At 74.7% G+C, this 16,337-nt stretch carries 14 protein-coding genes; 6 read left to right on the top strand and 8 right to left on the bottom strand.

Translation table 11 applies throughout. The features are described 5' to 3' along the window. The first annotated feature begins 11 nt into the window (after positions 1-11). Complete coding sequence (locus tag O7602_RS01190) at positions 12-1,274, top strand: aminotransferase class V-fold PLP-dependent enzyme (RefSeq protein ID WP_281586405.1); 1,263 nt, start codon at positions 12-14, stop codon at positions 1,272-1,274. Positions 1,275-1,309: 35 nt separating this feature from the next. On the opposite strand, the gene O7602_RS01185 is transcribed toward O7602_RS01190, so the two are convergent. Further along, positions 1,310-2,551 (bottom strand): FUSC family protein, encoded by a 1,242-nt coding sequence (locus O7602_RS01185; RefSeq protein ID WP_281590051.1) that lies wholly within the window; start codon positions 2,549-2,551, stop codon positions 1,310-1,312. 60 nt (positions 2,552-2,611) lie between these two features. Here O7602_RS01185 and O7602_RS01180 point away from each other — a divergent pair, with 60 nt between their 5' ends. Beyond that, positions 2,612-3,247 (top strand): metal-dependent phosphohydrolase, encoded by a 636-nt coding sequence (locus O7602_RS01180; protein WP_281586404.1) that lies wholly within the window; start codon positions 2,612-2,614, stop codon positions 3,245-3,247. On the opposite strand, the gene O7602_RS01175 is transcribed toward O7602_RS01180, so the two are convergent. Beyond that, positions 3,173-3,505, bottom strand: coding sequence for a DUF4031 domain-containing protein (locus O7602_RS01175; RefSeq protein ID WP_281586403.1), 333 nt, complete (start codon positions 3,503-3,505; stop codon positions 3,173-3,175). The genes O7602_RS01180 and O7602_RS01175 overlap by 75 nt on opposite strands. 31 nt (positions 3,506-3,536) lie before the next feature. Between O7602_RS01175 and O7602_RS01170 the strand changes: the two genes are divergently transcribed. Then, on the top strand, positions 3,537-4,937 hold the full coding sequence (locus tag O7602_RS01170; protein ID WP_281586402.1) for an FAD-linked oxidase C-terminal domain-containing protein: 1,401 nt from the start codon (positions 3,537-3,539) through the stop codon (positions 4,935-4,937). A 1-nt stretch (position 4,938) separates the two neighbouring features. Here the strand turns inward: O7602_RS01170 and O7602_RS01165 are convergent, their stop codons facing one another. Both O7602_RS01165 and O7602_RS01160 read right to left on the bottom strand, forming a co-directional pair. Further along, positions 4,939-5,448, bottom strand: a complete 510-nt coding sequence (locus tag O7602_RS01165; RefSeq protein ID WP_281586401.1) for a hypothetical protein — start codon at positions 5,446-5,448, stop codon at positions 4,939-4,941. A 38-nt stretch (positions 5,449-5,486) separates the two neighbouring features. After that, a complete protein-coding gene (locus O7602_RS01160; RefSeq protein WP_281586400.1) occupies positions 5,487-7,322 on the bottom strand; it encodes a glycerol-3-phosphate dehydrogenase/oxidase in 1,836 nt (611 codons plus the stop codon). A 53-nt stretch (positions 7,323-7,375) separates the two neighbouring features. Between O7602_RS01160 and O7602_RS01155 the strand changes: the two genes are divergently transcribed. Together O7602_RS01155 and O7602_RS01150 are read left to right on the top strand one after the other, a co-directional pair. After that, a complete protein-coding gene (locus O7602_RS01155) occupies positions 7,376-9,829 on the top strand; it encodes a S8 family serine peptidase (RefSeq protein WP_281586399.1) in 2,454 nt (817 codons plus the stop codon). A gap of 61 nt (positions 9,830-9,890) precedes the next feature. Next, positions 9,891-10,097: a hypothetical protein gene (locus O7602_RS01150; protein ID WP_281586398.1), complete on the top strand. Its 207-nt coding sequence runs from the start codon at positions 9,891-9,893 to the stop codon at positions 10,095-10,097. Positions 10,098-10,165: 68 nt separating this feature from the next. On the opposite strand, the gene groL is transcribed toward O7602_RS01150, so the two are convergent. The 3 genes from groL to O7602_RS01135 all read right to left on the bottom strand — a co-directional run bounded on the left by groL (position 10,166) and on the right by O7602_RS01135 (position 13,857). Beyond that, complete coding sequence (gene groL, locus O7602_RS01145; protein ID WP_281586397.1) at positions 10,166-11,788, bottom strand: chaperonin GroEL; 1,623 nt, start codon at positions 11,786-11,788, stop codon at positions 10,166-10,168. Positions 11,789-12,062: 274 nt separating this feature from the next. Then, positions 12,063-13,544: a hypothetical protein gene (locus O7602_RS01140; RefSeq protein WP_281586396.1), complete on the bottom strand. Its 1,482-nt coding sequence runs from the start codon at positions 13,542-13,544 to the stop codon at positions 12,063-12,065. Positions 13,545-13,656: 112 nt separating this feature from the next. Further along, on the bottom strand, positions 13,657-13,857 hold the full coding sequence (locus tag O7602_RS01135; protein WP_281586395.1) for a cold-shock protein: 201 nt from the start codon (positions 13,855-13,857) through the stop codon (positions 13,657-13,659). A gap of 222 nt (positions 13,858-14,079) precedes the next feature. On the opposite strand from O7602_RS01135, the gene O7602_RS01130 reads away from it, so the two are divergent. Further along, positions 14,080-14,595 carry a GNAT family N-acetyltransferase gene (locus O7602_RS01130; protein ID WP_281586394.1) on the top strand — a complete coding sequence of 172 codons (516 nt, stop codon included), beginning with the start codon at positions 14,080-14,082 and terminating at the stop codon, positions 14,593-14,595. A gap of 64 nt (positions 14,596-14,659) precedes the next feature. Here O7602_RS01130 and paaN read toward each other — a convergent pair whose 3' ends face one another. Further along, on the bottom strand, positions 14,660-16,333 hold the full coding sequence (gene paaN / locus O7602_RS01125) for a phenylacetic acid degradation protein PaaN (RefSeq protein WP_281586393.1): 1,674 nt from the start codon (positions 16,331-16,333) through the stop codon (positions 14,660-14,662). Positions 16,334-16,337 lie beyond the last annotated feature (4 nt).

Here is a 16,337-nt window from a genome sequence, read left to right as displayed (position 1 = left end):
GAGGCTCCGCCATGACCGTCACCCTCATGCCCGCACTGCCCACGCTGCCCGCGCCCGTCCGGCCGGACCCGCTCGGCGTGCTCGGCGTACCCGGGGAAATCAACCTGGACCACGCCGCCAGCGCGCCGTGCGCGCGGGCCGCGGCCGACGCGGTGGCCGAGCTGCTGCCCTGGTACGCGAGCGTGCACCGCGGCGCGGGCGCGCTGTCCCGGCGTTGCACCCTGGCCTACGAACGGGCCCGGCAGACGGTGGCGGACTTCCTCGGCGCGCGACCCGACGATCACGTGATCTTCACCCGGAACACCACCGACGCGGTGAACCTGCTGGCCCGGGCGCTGCCCGCCGGCACCACAGTGGTCACGTTCGCCGGCGAGCACCACGCCAACCTGCTGCCCTGGCCGCGCGGCTCGGTGCGGCTCCCGGTGCCGGCCAGCGCGGCCGACGCGGTCCGATACCTCGACGCGGCGCTGAGCGAGCTGGCCCGCGACGCCCGGCCCGGCCTGCCGGTGCTGGTCGCGGTGACCGGCGCCAGCAACGTGACGGGCGAGTGCTGGCCGGTGGCCGAGCTGGCCCGGGTGGCCCACCGGCACGGCGCCCGCATCCTGGTCGACGCCGCCCAGCTCGCCCCGCACGCCCCGGTCGACGTGACCGCGCTGGACGTGGACTACGTGGCGCTCTCCGGCCACAAGCTGTACGCCCCGTTCGGCGCGGGGGTACTGGCCGGGCGGGCGGACTGGTTGGACGCCGCCCCGCCGTACCTGCCCGGCGGGGGCGCCACCAGTCACGTCGGCGCGGCCACCCACGAGGTCCGCTGGACGACCGGCCCGGCCCGGCACGAGGGCGGCACCCCCAACCTGCTCGGCGCGGTCGCGCTGGCGGCGGTGTGCGCGGCGTTCGCGGCGGCGGACCGGGACGCGCTGCACGCCCGGGAACAGGCGCTGCTGGCCCGGTTGCGCTCCGGCCTGGCCGCGCTGCCGGGCGTGGTGGAGCTGCGCACGTTCGGCCCGGAGGCGCCCCGGGTGGGCATCGTCAGCTTCGTGGTCGCCGGTCGGGACTCCGCGGAGGTGGCCGCCCACCTGGCGACCCGGCACCGGATCGGTGTGCGGGACGGCCTGTTCTGCGCCCACCCCCTGGCCCGCCGTCTGCTGACCGAGGCGGCAGCCCGCACCCCCGGGGCCGCCCTGCCCCCCACCGCCCTACGCGCCAGCGTGGGCCTGGGCACCACCACCCACGAGATCGACTCCCTCCTGACCGCCCTGTCCACCCTCCCCTGACCGCTCCCCTCCCCAACGTCGGGAGGGGGACACAGTCAGCCGGGGGGTGGGGCGGTGGGAGCCGGGGTGGGGGTGGCGGGGCTCTGGTTGTTGACGCCGAAGGACTGGCGGACCAGGCGGTTCGCCTCCTCCTGATCGACGCCGGAGGCCACCATCAGGTCGCTTGCGGCGGTACGCACCTGGGCGATCACCACGCTGCCGGAGAAGCCCACCCCCTGGGTGTACGCCCGACCGGCCTCGCTCACCGCACGCAGCGCGTGCTCCCGCGCCCGCTGCGGTTCCTCCCCCATGGCGAACTCGTGCCGGAGCAGGCGTACCGACTCGGCGAGGTGCGCGACGGCGTCCGGCATCGGCTCCGGGATCGGCTCCTCGTCCTCGATCATGGTCACCGAGCGGCGGATCAGCGTGCCGCTGTTGCGCATCGCCCGGTCGATCGGCTCGGCCGCCTCCGCGTAGTGGGTCAGCTCGCTGCGCCGGTGCCAGCGGGCCGGTGAGATGGTGATGGTCTCCTTGGCGCCCTCGATCGCCTCGCTGAGCGCGGCCAACTCCTCCTTGTTCTCCCGGAGCCGGAACAACGCCCGCTGGGCGGTGTCCCGGTCCCGGTTGCGCAGCGCCTGGGCGCACATGTCGAGCTGCTCGGCGAGCAGGTCCAGCGCCGGCCGGGCCGCCCGGTTGATCACCCGGAGCGGGTTCAGCGGGAGCAGGACGGCGGTGACCACGAGCGCGACGCTGCCGCCGACGAGGGCGTCGATGAAGCGCGGGAACTCCAGGTTGTCGGTGGACGGGGTGAGCGTCACGATCAGCACCGCCGTGGCCGCCGCCTGGATCACGATGGCCACGCTTCCGCCGGCGAAGATGGTCAGCAGGATCGCGGAGGTCACCACCAGCGCGAGCTGCCAGGCGCCGGTACCGAGGAAGTAGATCAACACGTCGCCGACGAGCACGCCGACCGCCACCCCGATGATCAGCTCGACGGTACGCCGGAACCGTTGGCCCACCGAGGCGGCCAGCGTGCCCACCGCGGAGATGGGTGCGAACACCGGTTGCGGATTGCCCAGCAGCCGGTGCGCCACCAGGTACGCCAAGCCGGCCGCGAGCCCGGCCTGCAACGCCAGGCCGAACGCGGTCCGGACCCGGTGCATCCGGTCGTGCAGGGTGGCCCTGCTCCTGCTCCGCAGTTCGTCCATCGCGGCGGCGATCCGTGGCCCGTCGAGGTCACCGCCCCCGTCGCGCGACGTCACACGCCGCAGGAACGGCAGTCGTCGGTCCCGGGCCATGGCGGGTACTACCCGTCCCACCCCCGGTGAATCCTCGCTCCGACGGGCAGACTGCACCGGATGGACGAGTTGACGGCGCGGTGGCGGGAGACGGCACGGGCGGCCGGGGCCACCGACCCGGCCGACGTGGATCGGGCCGGGGCGCGGCTGCTGGCCGGCTGGCGGGAGCCGCACCGGCACTACCACACGGTGGCGCACCTGCGGGCGGTGCTCGACGTGGTCGACGCGTACGCCGATCGGGCCCGCCACCCCGACCAGGTCCGGCTGGCGGCGTGGGGTCACGACGCGGTCTACGACCCGCGCGCGGGTGGCGACGCCAACGAGCGGGCCAGCGCCGACCTGGCCGGCGCGTTGCTCACCGCCGCCGGGGTCCCGGCCGCGACGGTGGCCGGGGTACGCCGCCTGGTGCTGCTCACCGCCGACCACGCGGTCGGGCCGGACGACCCGGACGGGGCCCTGCTCTGCGACGCCGACCTGGCGGTGCTGGCCGCCGCGCCGGCCGACTACGACAGGTACGCCGCGGCGATCCGCCGCGAGTACGCCCACGTGCCGGAGCCGGACTTCCGAGCCGGCCGGGCCGACGTGCTGCGACGCCTGCTCGCCCTGCCGGCGCTCTACCGCCTACCCGAGACGCACGCCCGTTGGGAGGCGCCCGCCCGCGCCAACCTGCGCCGGGAGCTGACCGCGCTGTCCTGAGACACGGTGCTTCGGGCGGCGCAGGCCCCCGGCGTGCAGCAGCCGGACGATCTCCCGGGAGGGAACCACTGTCGCGCCCAGCCAGACCGCCGCCCGAAACCGCTCGGCGGGCAGGTCGTAGTGGTCCCGGTCGAAGCCGCGCCGGGGCGCGCCGAGCATCTCCGCGAAGGCGTGCAGCTCGGCGTAGGAGACGTCGCTGATCAGATGCGACCAGAGCCGGCCGCGCCAGGGCACCGCGGGCGGGTCCAGGTAGAGCACGGCGCAACGGTACGCCGGTAGCCTTCCCGGCATGGTCGCCCATCCCCTCCTCGACGAACTACGGGCCGCGCTCGGCGGGCCCGCCGTGCTCACCGATCCGGACCTGCTGGCCGTCCACGAGCGGGACGAGGCCGACCTCTGCGCCTCGGGCACCCCGCTTGTGGTGGTCCGCCCCCGCGACACCGGGCAGGTGGTGGCGGCGGTGCGCGCGGCCGGCCGGCACGGCGTACCAGTGGTGCCGCAGGGCGCGCGGACCGGGCTGGCCGGCGCGGCGAACGCGGTGGCCGGCGCGATGGTGCTGAGCACCGTGGCGATGGACCGGATCCGCGAGGTCGACCCGGTCGGTCGCATCGCCGTGGTGCAGCCAGGCGTGGTCAACGCGACGCTGGCCGGAGCCTTGCGGGAGCACGGGTTGTGGTATCCGCCGGACCCCGGCTCGTGGGAGTCGTCCACGGTCGGCGGCAACGTGGCCACCAACGCCGGCGGCATGTGCTGCGTGAAGTACGGCGTGACCGGCGAGTACGTGCTCGGCCTGGAGGTGGTGCTCGCCTCCGGCGAGGTGCTGCGCACCGGCCGGCGTACCGCCAAGGGCGTCGCCGGGTACGACCTGACCCGGCTCTTCGTCGGCTCGGAGGGCACGCTCGGTGTGATCACCGAGGTGACCGTGGCGCTGCGCCCGGCGCCCGAGGCGTCGCTGACCCTGGTGGCGGTCTTCCCGACCACGGCGGCGGCCGGCGGCGCGGTGGCCGGGATCGCCGAGCGGGGGCTCACCCCGAGCCTGCTGGAGCTGCTGGACCGGACCCACCTGCGGGCCATCGAGGCGTACCGGCCGATGGGGTTGCGCACCGACGCGGAGGCGCTGCTGCTGGCGGCCGTGGACACCGGCGACCGGGCGGCCGGCGACCTGGACCGGATCGCCGAGGTGTGCCGCGCGGCCGGCGCCGACGAGGTCTACGTGGCCACCGACGCGACCGAGGCCGCCGCCCTGCTCCAGGCCCGGCGGCTGGCCCACCCCGCGATGGAACGGTTCGCCGCGGTTGCCGCCCCGGGCGGTAACGGCGGCCTGGTCATCGACGACGTGGCGGTGCCGCGCGGCCGGCTGGCCGAGCTGCTGGACGGGGTGGCCCGGATCGCCGCGGAGTGCGACGTGCCGATCGGCGTGGTCGGGCACGCCGGCGACGGCAACATGCACCCCAACATCGTGGTCGACCGGGCCGACCCGGCGAGCGTGGACCGCGGCCGGCGGGCCTTCGACGAGATCATGCGGCTCGGCCTGGAGTTGGGCGGCACGTGCACCGGGGAACACGGCGTCGGGCTGCTCAAGCGGGACTGGCTGGCCCGGGAGATCGGCCCGGTGGGTGTCCGGGTGCACCAGGCGATCAAGGCGGCGCTGGACCCGGCCGGGCTGCTCAACCCCGGCAAGGTGGTCTGACTCAGCCCTTGTCCTGCGCCGGCGTGGCCTGGGTGAGCAGCAGCAGCACCTCGTACGCCACCGGCGGCTCCGGCTCACCGGGACAGTCCTGAATGGTGATGGTCAGCCCCGGCGGGATGAGCAGCGTCGAGGTCAGCGCGCCGATGCAGAGCTGCCGGTAACGCCGGACCTCGTCGGTCTCCCCGGCCAGCGCCGGGTCGTCGAGCATCTTCTGCAACCGGGACGTCTGCTCGGGGTTCAACGCGCCTGTCGCGTCGACTCCGTCGCCGGCGCAGTCGCGGCACTGCCACCGCCCGGTCGGCTCCACGTCGAGCGTGCGGACCGGGCCGTCACCGCCGAGCCGCTGCACCAGGCTGACACGCCTACCGACCGGTGTCGGTGTGGCCGAACCCTGCTGATCGGGGTAGCTGGCGCTCCCCGGCCGGTCGAAAAGCGAGCAGCCGGTCAGGACGGTCACCAGCAGCACGCCGACGGACAGGGCGGAGACGCGCGTCCAGGATGGGCGAACCACGCGGGAAACCTACACTTCCGTAGGTAGGGCGCACTACCCTACTGACCAGTCGGTGCGGCTCCAGTTTGCTCAGCGGGGTGAGCTGCCCGGTCGGCGGCGAAGCCGCGCACGTCGGGCGCGCCGAGGCGCGCCGCGTCGGCCGCGATGTCGTCCGGCATGAGCTGCGACTCCCGCTCGGCCTCCACCCGCGCCCGGTAGTGGGCCACCTCCCGGGCCCGGGTCGCGGCGTCCCAGCCGAGCACCGCGCCCATCAGCTCCGCGGCGTGCTCCGCCGACTCCAGGCCGCGGTGGCTGGTCTCGATGGAGATCCGGGTACGCCGGGTGAGCACGTCCTCGACGTGCAACGCGCCTTCGGCCCGGGCCGCGTACGTCACCTCCGCGGCGAGGTATTCCGGCGCGCCGGCCAGCGGCGAGCCGAGTAGCGGGTCCGCGTCGACCAGGGCGAGCACGTCGAGGGTGAGGCTGCCGTAGCGCTCCAGCAGGTGCTCGACCACCCCGACCGGCACCCCGTGCCGGCGGGCCAGGTCAGCCCGGTCCCGCCACATCGCGGCGTAGCCGTCCGCGCCGAGCAGCGGCAGGTCGGCGGTGCGCGACGGGCGGGTCCGGCCGAGGCGGTGCACCGCGTGGTCGACCACGTCGGAGGCCATCACCCGGTACGTCGTGTACTTCCCGCCGGCCACCAGCAGCAGGCCGAGCATCGGCTCGACCACGGCGTGCTCCCGGGAGAGCTTGGAGGTGGAGTCCGCCTCGCCGGAGAGCAGCGGGCGCAGCCCGGCGTAGACGCCCTCGATGTCGGCGGTGGTGAGCGGCCGGTCCAGCACGAGGTTGACCTGCTCCAACAGGTAGTCGATGTCGCGCGCGGTGGCGGCCGGGTGGGAACGGTCGAGCTGCCAGTCGGTGTCCGTGGTGCCGATGATCCAGTGGCCGCCCCACGGGATGACGAAGAGCACGCTCGTCGGGGTGCGCAGGATCAGCCCGGTCTCGCCGACGATCGCCGACCGGGGGACCACGAGGTGCACGCCCTTCGAGGCCCGCACCCGCAGGCCGGGGCGCAGCCCGACGTCGTTGAGCATCCGCGACATGTCGTCGCTCCACACCCCGGTCGCGGCGATCACGGTACGCGCGCGTACCTCGAACTCGGCATCCGGCGAGCCGGCCGGCGCCTCCAGGTCGCGCACCCGCACGCCGGTCACCTCGCGGGCCTGGCGGATCAGACCGACCGCCCGGGCGCTGTTGACCACTGTCGCACCGAGGCTGGCCGCCGTGCGGGCCAGCGTCACCACCAGGCGGGCGTCGTCGACCTGGCCGTCGTAGTAGCGGATCGCCCCGGCCAGCGCGTCCGGCCGCAGGCTGGGGAAGATCCGGCGCGCGCCCTCGCGGGTCAGGTGCCGGTGCATCGGCATGCCGCGCCCGCCGCCGAACACCCCGGCGAACGCGTCGTACGCGGCCACGCCGAGGCCGTAGTAGGAGCGGCGGAGGACACGTCGGGGCAGGTCGCGGACGCCGCCGGAGGTGGGCAGCGGCACCAGGATCGGCACCGGGCGGACCAGGTGCGGTGCGAGCCGGGTGGCGAGCAGGCCGCGTTCGGTGAGCGCCTCGTGCACCAGGTGGAACTCCAACTGCTCCAGGTAGCGCAGGCCACCGTGGATCAGCTTGCTGGATCGGCTGGAGGTGCCGGCGGCGTAGTCGCGCGCCTCCACCAGGGCGACCTTCAGCCCTCGGGACGCGGCGTCGAGCGCGGCGCCCGCCCCGGTCACCCCACCGCCGATGATCAGCACGTCGAACCGCTCGGCGCGCAGCCGGCGCAGGTCGTCGGCGCGGCGCTCGGCGGAGAGCTGTCCGGCCACGGATCGGGAGACGTTGGGGTCACGCACCCGTCCACGGTAGCCGTCCCCCCGCCACGACGACACGTCCCGGCCGTACCGTGATGACCATGCTGACCGGCCCGCCCGCTGTTCCCGTACCCCCGCCACCGCCGCGCGAGGCCGGGCCGTGGCCGGTCGTGGCGGCGGTGGCGACCGGCGTCTGGGCGGTGCTCGTCACCGTGCCCGGCCAGGTCACCGGCTGGCTTGTCGACCAGGTGCTGCTGGTCCTCGGGATGGACCGGGCGGTGGCGACCTGGCCGGTGGTGGCCGTGGTCACCATGCTGCTCGTCGGCGGGCCCGCGCTGGCGCTGGCGCTGGCCCCCCGCTCCCCGGCGGTGCGGGCGGCCGGGCGGGCGTGGACCGGCGGCGCGGTCGCGCTCGGCGCGGCGACGCTGCTGCGGACGCTGCCGCCGGTGCACCACGAGGCGTACCTGGCCGCGCTGGCGGTCACCGCCGTGCTGCTCGCGCTCGCCGTCGACCGGCTCGCCCGCCGCCGGCCGGTCCCGCCGGACGCGCCGCCCGGCGTACCCCCGGGTTCGGATGCGGAGGGTGAGACCCGCGGCGGCCGGCGGCCCGGCGCGGTGGCGCTGCTGGCGATCGCCGCCGGGCTGGCCGCGCTGCTGCCCTGGACCTGGGTGGGCGCGCTGGGTGGGGCGTTGGAGACGCTGCTCGCCGCGCTGGCCGCCGCCGCGCTCGGCGTGCTGGCGGGGGTGCTGCTCGGCCCCCGGTTCTGGGCCGGGCTCGCCGGTGGGACCACGGTCCGGCCGGCCCGGCTGGTGCTCGTCGGCGGCCTGGTCGCCGGGGTGACGCTGGCGCTGCTGGCAGCCGGCGCCGGGCAGTCCGGCGCCCAGTTGCCGGGCCTGGTCCTGCTGCCGCCGCTCGGCTTCGTGCTCGGCGCGCTGGAGGCCGCGGCCCGGCACGCCGGCCGGTCGGCCGGGCCGGCCCCGGTGCGCTGGCTGGTCGGCCTGGCGTTGGCCGGTCCGCTGGCGTTCACCGACCCGGAGGAGATCAGCCTGCTGTTGGCCACCGGCCGCGACGTGCCGTTCTGGGTCGCGGTCGGCACCGGCGCCGCGTTCGCCGTCGCGGTCCTGCTCGCCGTCGGGTACGGCGTGCTGCTCGCCCGCCCCCACGCCCGCGCTCCCCGGCGGGGCGTGGCCGGGCTGGCCGCCGGGGCCCTGCTGGCCGCCGTGGCGGTGGTGTACGTGGTGCCCGGCCAGCCGGGGCTGTACGGCGAACGGCTGTTCGTGGTGCTGCGCGAGCAGGCCGACCTGAGCGGCCTCCCGGCCGGCGGGCCCGGTCGGGCCGGTCGGGACGCCCGGGCCGCCGAGGTCTACCGGCGGTTGGTGGCGACCGCCGAGCGCACCCAGGGCGACCTGCGCCGCACGCTGACCCGGTTGCGTCTCGACCCGACGCCCTACTACCTGGTCAACGCGATCGAGACGGACGGCGGCCCGGCGGTGCGGGCCTGGCTCTCCGGCCGCCCCGAGGTGGCCCGGGTCCTCGTGGACCAGCGTCCGCGCCCGCTGCCCGCGGCGGCGCCGCCGGCCCGCGGCGACACTCCGGCGCCGACCGGCCCGACCTGGAACGTGTCGCTGATCGGCGCGGACCGGGTCTGGTCGGAGCTGGGCGTCACCGGCGCCGGCGTGGTGGTGGGCAGCTCGGACTCCGGCGTGGACGGGGGGCACCCGGCGCTTGCCGCCGGTTTCCGGGGCGGCGACGACTCCTGGTACGACCCGTGGGAGCACCGCCGCGCGCCGGCCGACCGGGGCGGCCACGGCACCCACACGCTCGGCAGCGCGGTGGGGCGCGGCGGGATCGGGGTGGCCCCGGGAGCGAGCTGGGTCGGCTGCGTCAACCTGGACCGCAACCTCGGTAACCCGGCCCGCTATCTCGACTGCCTCCAGTTCATGCTGGCCCCGTTCCCGCCCGGCGGTGACCCGTTCACCGACGGTCGGCCGCAACGCGCGCCGGACGTGCTCACCAACTCGTGGGGCTGCCCGCCGCTGGAGGGGTGCGACGCGGGTGCGCTGCGTCCGGCGACCGCCGCGCTCGCCGCCGCCGGCATCCTGGTGGTGGCCGCCGCCGGCAACGAGGGCCCGTCCTGCGGTTCGCTCAACGACCCGCCGGCGCCGTACCCGGACGTGCTCACGGTCGGCGCGGTCGACCGTTCCCGCCGGCTCACCGAGTTCTCCAGCCGGGGCCCGACCGGGGGCGTCGCGAAACCCGACCTGGTGGCGCCCGGCGCGGCCGTGCCGTCGGCGTTCCCCGGCGGTGGGTACGCCACCCTCGACGGCACCTCGATGGCGACGCCGCAGGTGGCGGGTGTGGTGGCGCTGATGTGGTCGGCGAACCCGGCGCTGATCGGGGACCTGGACCGGACCCGGCGGATCCTCACCGAGACCGCCACCCCGGCCACGGTGCCGGCCGGCGGGACGTGCGGCGGCACCCGGGACACGGTCGGCGCGGGCCTGGTCGATGCGTACGCGGCGGTGCAGGCAGCCCGAAATGGGGCATAACGCCGTTCGGCCGCCCTGGTGACCGATCGGCCCTACCGTCGAGGAGCAGAGGAGGCGGCGCATGACCACGGATGACGAACGGACCGACGACTTCGCACCGACCGGGGAGCGGATCGCCGATCGACTCGACCTCGGCGACGCCGAGCAGGCCGCCGCCGACCAGCCGGCCGAGGAGGAGTCACGGCAGCCGGTGGACGAGCCCAGGCGGCTGCTGCCGCCCTACGACCGGGCGCACAAGCGACGCAACCAACGCCCGCTGCCCACCTGAGCGCGTACGCGGAAGGGGCGGACCGCTGACGCGGCCCGCCCCTTCTCGGCGTACTGGTGAAGCTGGACTCAGAAGTCCATCTCCCCGCCACCCGGGCCGGCCGGGGCGGCCGGGGTCTTCTCCGGCTTGTCCGCCACGACGGCCTCGGTGGTGAGGAACAGCGCGGCGATCGAGGCGGCGTTCTGCAGTGCGGAACGAGTCACCTTGGCCGGGTCGATGATGCCCGCGGCCAGCAGGTCCACGTACTCGCCGGACGCGGCGTTGAGGCCGTGACCCGGGTCGAGGTTGCGCACCCGCTCGACGACGACGCCACCCTCGAGGCCGGCGTTGACGGCGATCTGCCGCAGCGGGGCGTCCAGCGCGATCTTGACGATCTGCGCGCCGGTCGCCTCGTCGCCGGCCAGGTCCAGCTTGTCGAAGGCGGTCTTGCCGGCCTGCACCAGCGCGACGCCACCACCCGGGACGATGCCCTCCTCGACGGCGGCCTTCGCGTTGCGGACGGCGTCCTCGATGCGGTGCTTGCGCTCCTTCAGCTCGACCTCGGTGGCCGCGCCGACCTTGATCACCGCAACACCGCCGGCCAGCTTGGCCAGACGCTCCTGCAGCTTCTCCCGGTCGTAGTCGGAGTCGCTCTTGTCGATCTCGGCCCGGATCTGGTTGACCCGACCCTGGATCTGGTCGGCGTCACCGGCGCCGTCGACGATGGTGGTCTCGTCCTTGGTCACCACGACCTTACGGGCGTGGCCCAGCATGTCGAGGTTGACGGCGTCCAGCTTGAGGCCGACCTCCTCGCTGATGACCTGGCCACCGGTGAGGATGGCGATGTCGGTCAGCATGGCCTTGCGGCGGTCACCGAAGCCCGGCGCCTTGACGGCGACCGACTTGAAGGTGCCCCGGACCTTGTTGACCACCAGGGTGGCCAGGGCCTCGCCCTCCAGGTCCTCGGCGATGATCAGCAGCGGCTTGCCCGACTGCATGACCTTCTCCAGGATCGGGAGCAGGTCCTTCACCGACGAGATCTTGCTGTTGACGATCAGGATGTAGGGGTCGTCGAAGACGGCCTCCATACGCTCCGGGTCGGTCATGAAGTAGGCGGAGATGTAGCCCTTGTCGAAGCGCATGCCCTCGGTGAGCTCAAGCTCCAGGCCGAAGGTGTTGCTCTCCTCGACGGTGATGACGCCTTCCTTGCCCACCTTGTCCATCGCCTCGGCGATGATCTCACCGACGCTGGGGTCAGCGGCGGAGATGGAGGCGGTGGAGGCGATCTGCTCCTTGGTCTCCACGTCCTTGGCGAGCTTGAGCAGCTCCTCCGAGACGCTGGAGACGGCGGCCTCGATGCCCCGCTTCAGGGCCATCGGGTTGGCGCCGGCGGCCACGTTGCGCAGGCCCTCACGGACGAGAGCCTGGGCCAGGACGGTCGCCGTCGTCGTGCCGTCACCGGCAACGTCGTCGGTCTTCTTCGCGACCTCCTTGACCAGCTCGGCGCCGATCTTCTCGTACGGGTCCTCGAGCTCGATCTCCTTGGCGATGCTCACACCATCGTTGGTGATGGTGGGGGCACCCCACTTCTTCTCGAGCACGACGTTGCGGCCCCTCGGGCCGAGCGTCACCTTCACGGCGTCGGCGAGCTGGTTCATGCCCCGCTCGAGGCCGCGGCGCGCCTCTTCGTCGAACGCGATCATCTTGGCCATACGGCGTTGTCCTCCTGGACACTCACGGGCCACCCGGATGCCCGGGTGGGCCGTCTGGTGTACGCACCTTGGGGACGTCGCCACCTGGCGACGACGACGTCCTCCTCGGTCGGGCCGGACAGCCCGCGACGACCGGCCCCGTGCCACTCCGGCGCCCCTTCGGACACCGGTGCGGCCGTGGCCCTACCGCCCCGACCATTGGCACTCACCGTACGCGAGTGCCAATGACTTGTTTAGCACTCTCCCTAGCCGAGTGCAAGCACGACAGCGCCGGTCAGCCGAGTTCCGCCGCCAGCCGGGCCGCGTTCACCGGGCCTTCCTGCGCCCGCTGCTCGGCGTACGCGACGACCAGCCCGACGAGCTGCGCCAGGTAGGCCGGCGCGGCGAGCGCGGCACCCACCACGGCCAGCGCCACCGCCCCGACCGTGGTGCCCGGCGCGGTCGTCGGATCGGCACCGAACACCGCGCCGCTCACCGCGCCCACCACGACGTCCAGCACCGCCGCCGCGAGCAGCGCGCACGCCACGAGCGCCACCCGGCCCAGCACCATGCCGAAGCTCCGATGGAACAACCGCCACGACCGGCCGATCGGATCCTGCCGCTCGAACAGGTGGACCGGCCCGAACAACGCGACCGCGAACCCGGCGTACACGCCCGGCAGCAGACAGAAGCAGGCACCGAACGTGATCAGCAGCGAGGCGACGATCGTCCAGCCCCAGAGACCGAGCGCGCGGCGCGCCCCGTACCGGAACGCGCCGCCCAGACCCACCGGCGCACCGGCCGCCTGCCGCGCGACCACCCAGGTGCCGGCGGCCCAGCCGACAGCCTGGAGCGGGCCGAAGACCAGGGTGGCCAGCAGCACCACGCCGTAGAACGCGAGCGTCTGCTCCAGGTAACCGTCCGGCAGCACCGGCGCGCCGTCCGGACCGGCCGCCATCTGATCGGTGGGGACGAGGAACAGCGAGACGACGGAGATCACCGCAGCCGGTACGGCCTGGGTGAGCAGCATGATCGGCACCAGGTGCCGCCAGCCCCGCCGGACCGCGCCGGCACACCGCGCGAACCAACCCCCCACCCCCGCGTGCGGCGGGGTGACAAGCGGGTCCTGCGGGTCGAGACCGGGATACCAGCCGGGATGACCGCCGGGCATCGGCCACGCGGGGTACGCCGCCCCGGGCATCGGGTGACCGGGGTACGCCGAACCGGGCGCCCCGGCCGCCGGCCAGTGCCACCCAGGCGGAGCGCCCTGCGGCGCGGACCAGCCGGACGGAGCGCCCTGCGGCGCGGACCACCCGGGCGGGGTGCCCTGCGGCCCGGACCAGCCAGGCGGAGTGCCCTGCGGCCCGGACCAGCCAGGCGGAGTGCCCTGCGGCCCGGACCAGCCAGGCGGAGTGCCGTCCGGCGCGAAGGCCGACGGCGGAGCGCCGTCCGGCGGGGAGCCCGAGGGCGGGGTGCCCTGCGGTGCAGGCCAGCCCGGCGGGGTGCCCTGCGGCCCGGAGCCCGAGGGCAGGCCGTACCCGGGCTGGTGTGGCACGGCCGGGTACGAGCCGGGCTGGTGTGGCACGGCCGGGTACGAGCCGGGCTGGTCGGCGGCGGCCGGGCCGGGCCACGGGTCGGCGGCGGCCGGGCCGGGCTGGTCGGCGGCCGGGCCGGCCCACGGGTCGGCGGGGGCCCATGGGTCGGCGGGCGGCGACGGGGGCCGGGTCGGGTCGACCGGGGGCACCGGTTCGGCACCCGACGGGGGCAGCTCGGACATGGGCCCTCCTCAGCGGCGACGGCTGGAACGGCTCATGATCTTCCACGGTGCGGGGCCGCACCGCAGCCCCGGTCGGGGGATGGTTCGGCCGCGCGGGGGCGACCGCCGATGATCAGATGACGTGAACGCGTTCGGCCTGCGGACCCTTCTGCCCCTGGGCGATCTCGAACTCGACCCGCTGGCCGTCCTCAAGCGCCTTGTAGCCGTCCATCTCGATCGCGGAGAAGTGGACGAAGACATCCTGCCCGCCGTCGACGGCGATGAAGCCGTAGCCCTTTTCGGCGTTGAACCACTTCACGGTGCCCTGTGCCACGGTGCACTTCCTCACTCTGCGCGGCGTCCCAAGACCCGGAGACCGGCGGACCGGCACCGGCGGCGCACCGTTTCGGCGATCGGCGACGGCCGCTGAATCGGTGACCGAAATCGCACGCTACACGAGGAGTGACGACCGCGCACGACCACAAATCGGGCGCATTCCGGACCGCGCCGGGCACCCGGCGGCGCCATCACCGGACCGGTCCGGTATGTATGCGGCATGACCAGCGCGCCCGCCCCGACCACGGTCCGCCGGATCCGCCCGGAGGACGCCGCCCGGATGCGGGCGCTCCGGCTGGAGATGCTTGCCGACGCCCCGCTGGCCTTCCTGGAGACCGTCGCCGAGGCCGCCGCCCGGCCGCACGCGGACTTCGCGGCCCGGGTCGCGGCGGTCTCCCGGGGCGATCACACCGCCCAGTTCGTCGCCGACCCGGGCGGTCGCCTCGTCGGCCACGCCGGCGGCACGGCCGCGCCGGACGAGCCGGGCCTGACGCTCGTCTACGCGGTCTACGTGACCCCGGCCCGGCGGGGCACCGGGCTGCTCGCCGCGCTCGTGGACGAGGTGGCGGCCTGGTCCCGGGCGTGCGGGCGGCCCGAGCTGATGATGGAGGTGGTGGTCGGCAACGACCGCGCCTGCCGGGCCTACCAGAAGCTGGGCTTCACCGACACCGGGGTACGCGTCCCGCACCCGCGCATCCCCACCCTGCGCGAACTCCAGATGCGTCGCCCGGCCTGACCCCGGTGGAGTGTTAAAAGGGGGCCCCTCCTCTACCGAATGCGTTAAGCAGGGGCCCCGCCTTTCACGCGTGGCGGCGTGACTGCACGACGCGGAAGCGGTTTGCCACGTATGCGCCGTCGGTCAGGGCGGAGTTCGCCGCGGGGTTCGCGCCCGAGCCGTGGAAGTCGGAGAACGCCGCCGACTGGTTGACGAAGACGCCGCCGGTCAGGTTGCAGGACAGGTGCACCCCGGCGTCGACCGCCGCCGCCTCGGCCGCGTCCAGCACCGCCTCGTCGGTGGAGTAGACGGCCGCGGTCAACGCGCCCTTCTCCCCCACCGTCTCGCGCAGGATGCGCAGGCTGTGCTCGGTCGAGTCGGTCGCGATGGCGAACGAGATCGGCCCGAACCACTCCCGCCCGTAGGTCGCGGTGTCGCCGGCGTCCAGCTTGACCACGGTCGGCGTACGCACCACGGCGCCCGGGAAGGACGGGTGCTCGACGGTGCGGGACTCCAGCACCGGCTCACCGACCTTGGCGATCTCGTCGAGGCGCTCCAGCACCCCGTCGTTGACGATCGCGCCGGTCAGCTCGACACCCCGGGCCGGGTCGGCGGTCAGCTTGCCGACCGCGCCGGCGATGCCGGCGGCCACCTCGTCGAAACTCTTGTGCCCCTGGTCGGTGTCGATGCCGTCGCGCGGGATCAGCAGGTTCTGCGAGGTGGTGCACATCTGACCGCTGTAGAGCGTCAGCGTGAAGCCGAGGTTGCGGCAGAGCCCGGCGAAGTCGTCGGTGGAGTCGATCACCACCGTGTTCAGGCCGGCCTTCTCGGTGTAGACGGCGGCCTGCCGGGCGTTCGCCTCCAGCCAGTCGCCGTACTCGGTGGAGCCGGTGAAGTCGACGATCTTGACGGCCGGGTGCAGGGCCAGCGTCGAGGCGAGCTTCTCGCCTGCGGCCTCGGGAGCGAGCTGCACCAGGTTCGGGTCGAAGCCGGCCTCGGCGAGCACCTGGCGGGCGTACCGCACGGTGATCGCCAGTGGCAGCACGGCCCGCGGGTGCGGCTTCACCAGCACCGGGTTGCCGGTGACGAGCGAGGCGAACAACCCGGGGTACGAGTTCCAGGTCGGGAACGTGTTGCAGCCGATGACGAGCGCCACCCCGCGCGGCACCACGTGGAACGTCTTGGTCATCCGCAGCGGGTCGCCCTTGCCGGCGGCCTTCTCCCAGCCGGCCGTCCCCGGATGGCGGGTCATCTCCGCGTACGCGTAGGCGACCGCCTCCAGGGCGCGGTCCAGCGCGTGCGCGCCGCCGGCCTGGAACGCCATCACGAACGCCTGGCCGCTCGTGAACTGCACGGCGTTGGCCAGCTCGAAGATGTTCCGGTGGAGGCGGTCGAGGATCTCCAGGCAGACCCCGGCCCGGGCCTTCGGGCCGGCGTCGCGCCAGGCCGGGAGCGCGGCGGTGGCGGCGGCCACCAGTTCGTCGGCGCCGGCGTGCGGGTAGCGCACGTCCAGCGACACCCCGAACGGGCTGGCCTCGGTGGCGACGGTGGTGCCGTCAGCGGCCTGGTCGAGCGGGAAGTCGCCACCCAGGTACGCCTCGAAGGCGGCCTTGCCGTCGGCGGCTGCGGTCTCGCCGTACACCCGGGGGCTGGGCGACTCGGGATAGGCGGACCAGTACCCGCGCTCCGTGATCGCGGTCAGCGCCCGGTCGAGGGTTTCGGCGTGCCTGTCGTACAGGGGGTGCGGGGTCTCCGTCATGCCC

Source organism: Micromonospora sp. WMMD1128, assembly GCF_027497235.1.
GTDB lineage: Bacteria > Actinomycetota > Actinomycetes > Mycobacteriales > Micromonosporaceae > Micromonospora.
This window is presented reverse-complemented; position numbering and strand designations above follow the sequence as displayed.

What these genes read in the sequence shown, in the direction of transcription:
- O7602_RS01150 (WP_281586398.1), top strand. Translation starts at nt 9,891, where the DNA reads ATGACCACGGATGACGAACGGACCGACGACTTCGCACCGACCGGGGAG.
- O7602_RS01170 (WP_281586402.1), top strand. Translation starts at nt 3,537, where the DNA reads ATGGTCGCCCATCCCCTCCTCGACGAACTACGGGCCGCGCTCGGCGGG.
- O7602_RS01130 (WP_281586394.1), top strand. Translation starts at nt 14,080, where the DNA reads ATGACCAGCGCGCCCGCCCCGACCACGGTCCGCCGGATCCGCCCGGAG.
- O7602_RS01140 (WP_281586396.1), bottom strand. Translation starts at nt 13,544, where the DNA reads ATGTCCGAGCTGCCCCCGTCGGGTGCCGAACCGGTGCCCCCGGTCGAC.
- O7602_RS01190 (WP_281586405.1), top strand. Translation starts at nt 12, where the DNA reads ATGACCGTCACCCTCATGCCCGCACTGCCCACGCTGCCCGCGCCCGTC.
- groL (WP_281586397.1), bottom strand. Translation starts at nt 11,788, where the DNA reads ATGGCCAAGATGATCGCGTTCGACGAAGAGGCGCGCCGCGGCCTCGAG.
- O7602_RS01155 (WP_281586399.1), top strand. Translation starts at nt 7,376, where the DNA reads ATGACCATGCTGACCGGCCCGCCCGCTGTTCCCGTACCCCCGCCACCG.
- O7602_RS01180 (WP_281586404.1), top strand. Translation starts at nt 2,612, where the DNA reads ATGGACGAGTTGACGGCGCGGTGGCGGGAGACGGCACGGGCGGCCGGG.
- O7602_RS01185 (WP_281590051.1), bottom strand. Translation starts at nt 2,551, where the DNA reads ATGGCCCGGGACCGACGACTGCCGTTCCTGCGGCGTGTGACGTCGCGC.
- paaN (WP_281586393.1), bottom strand. Translation starts at nt 16,333, where the DNA reads ATGACGGAGACCCCGCACCCCCTGTACGACAGGCACGCCGAAACCCTC.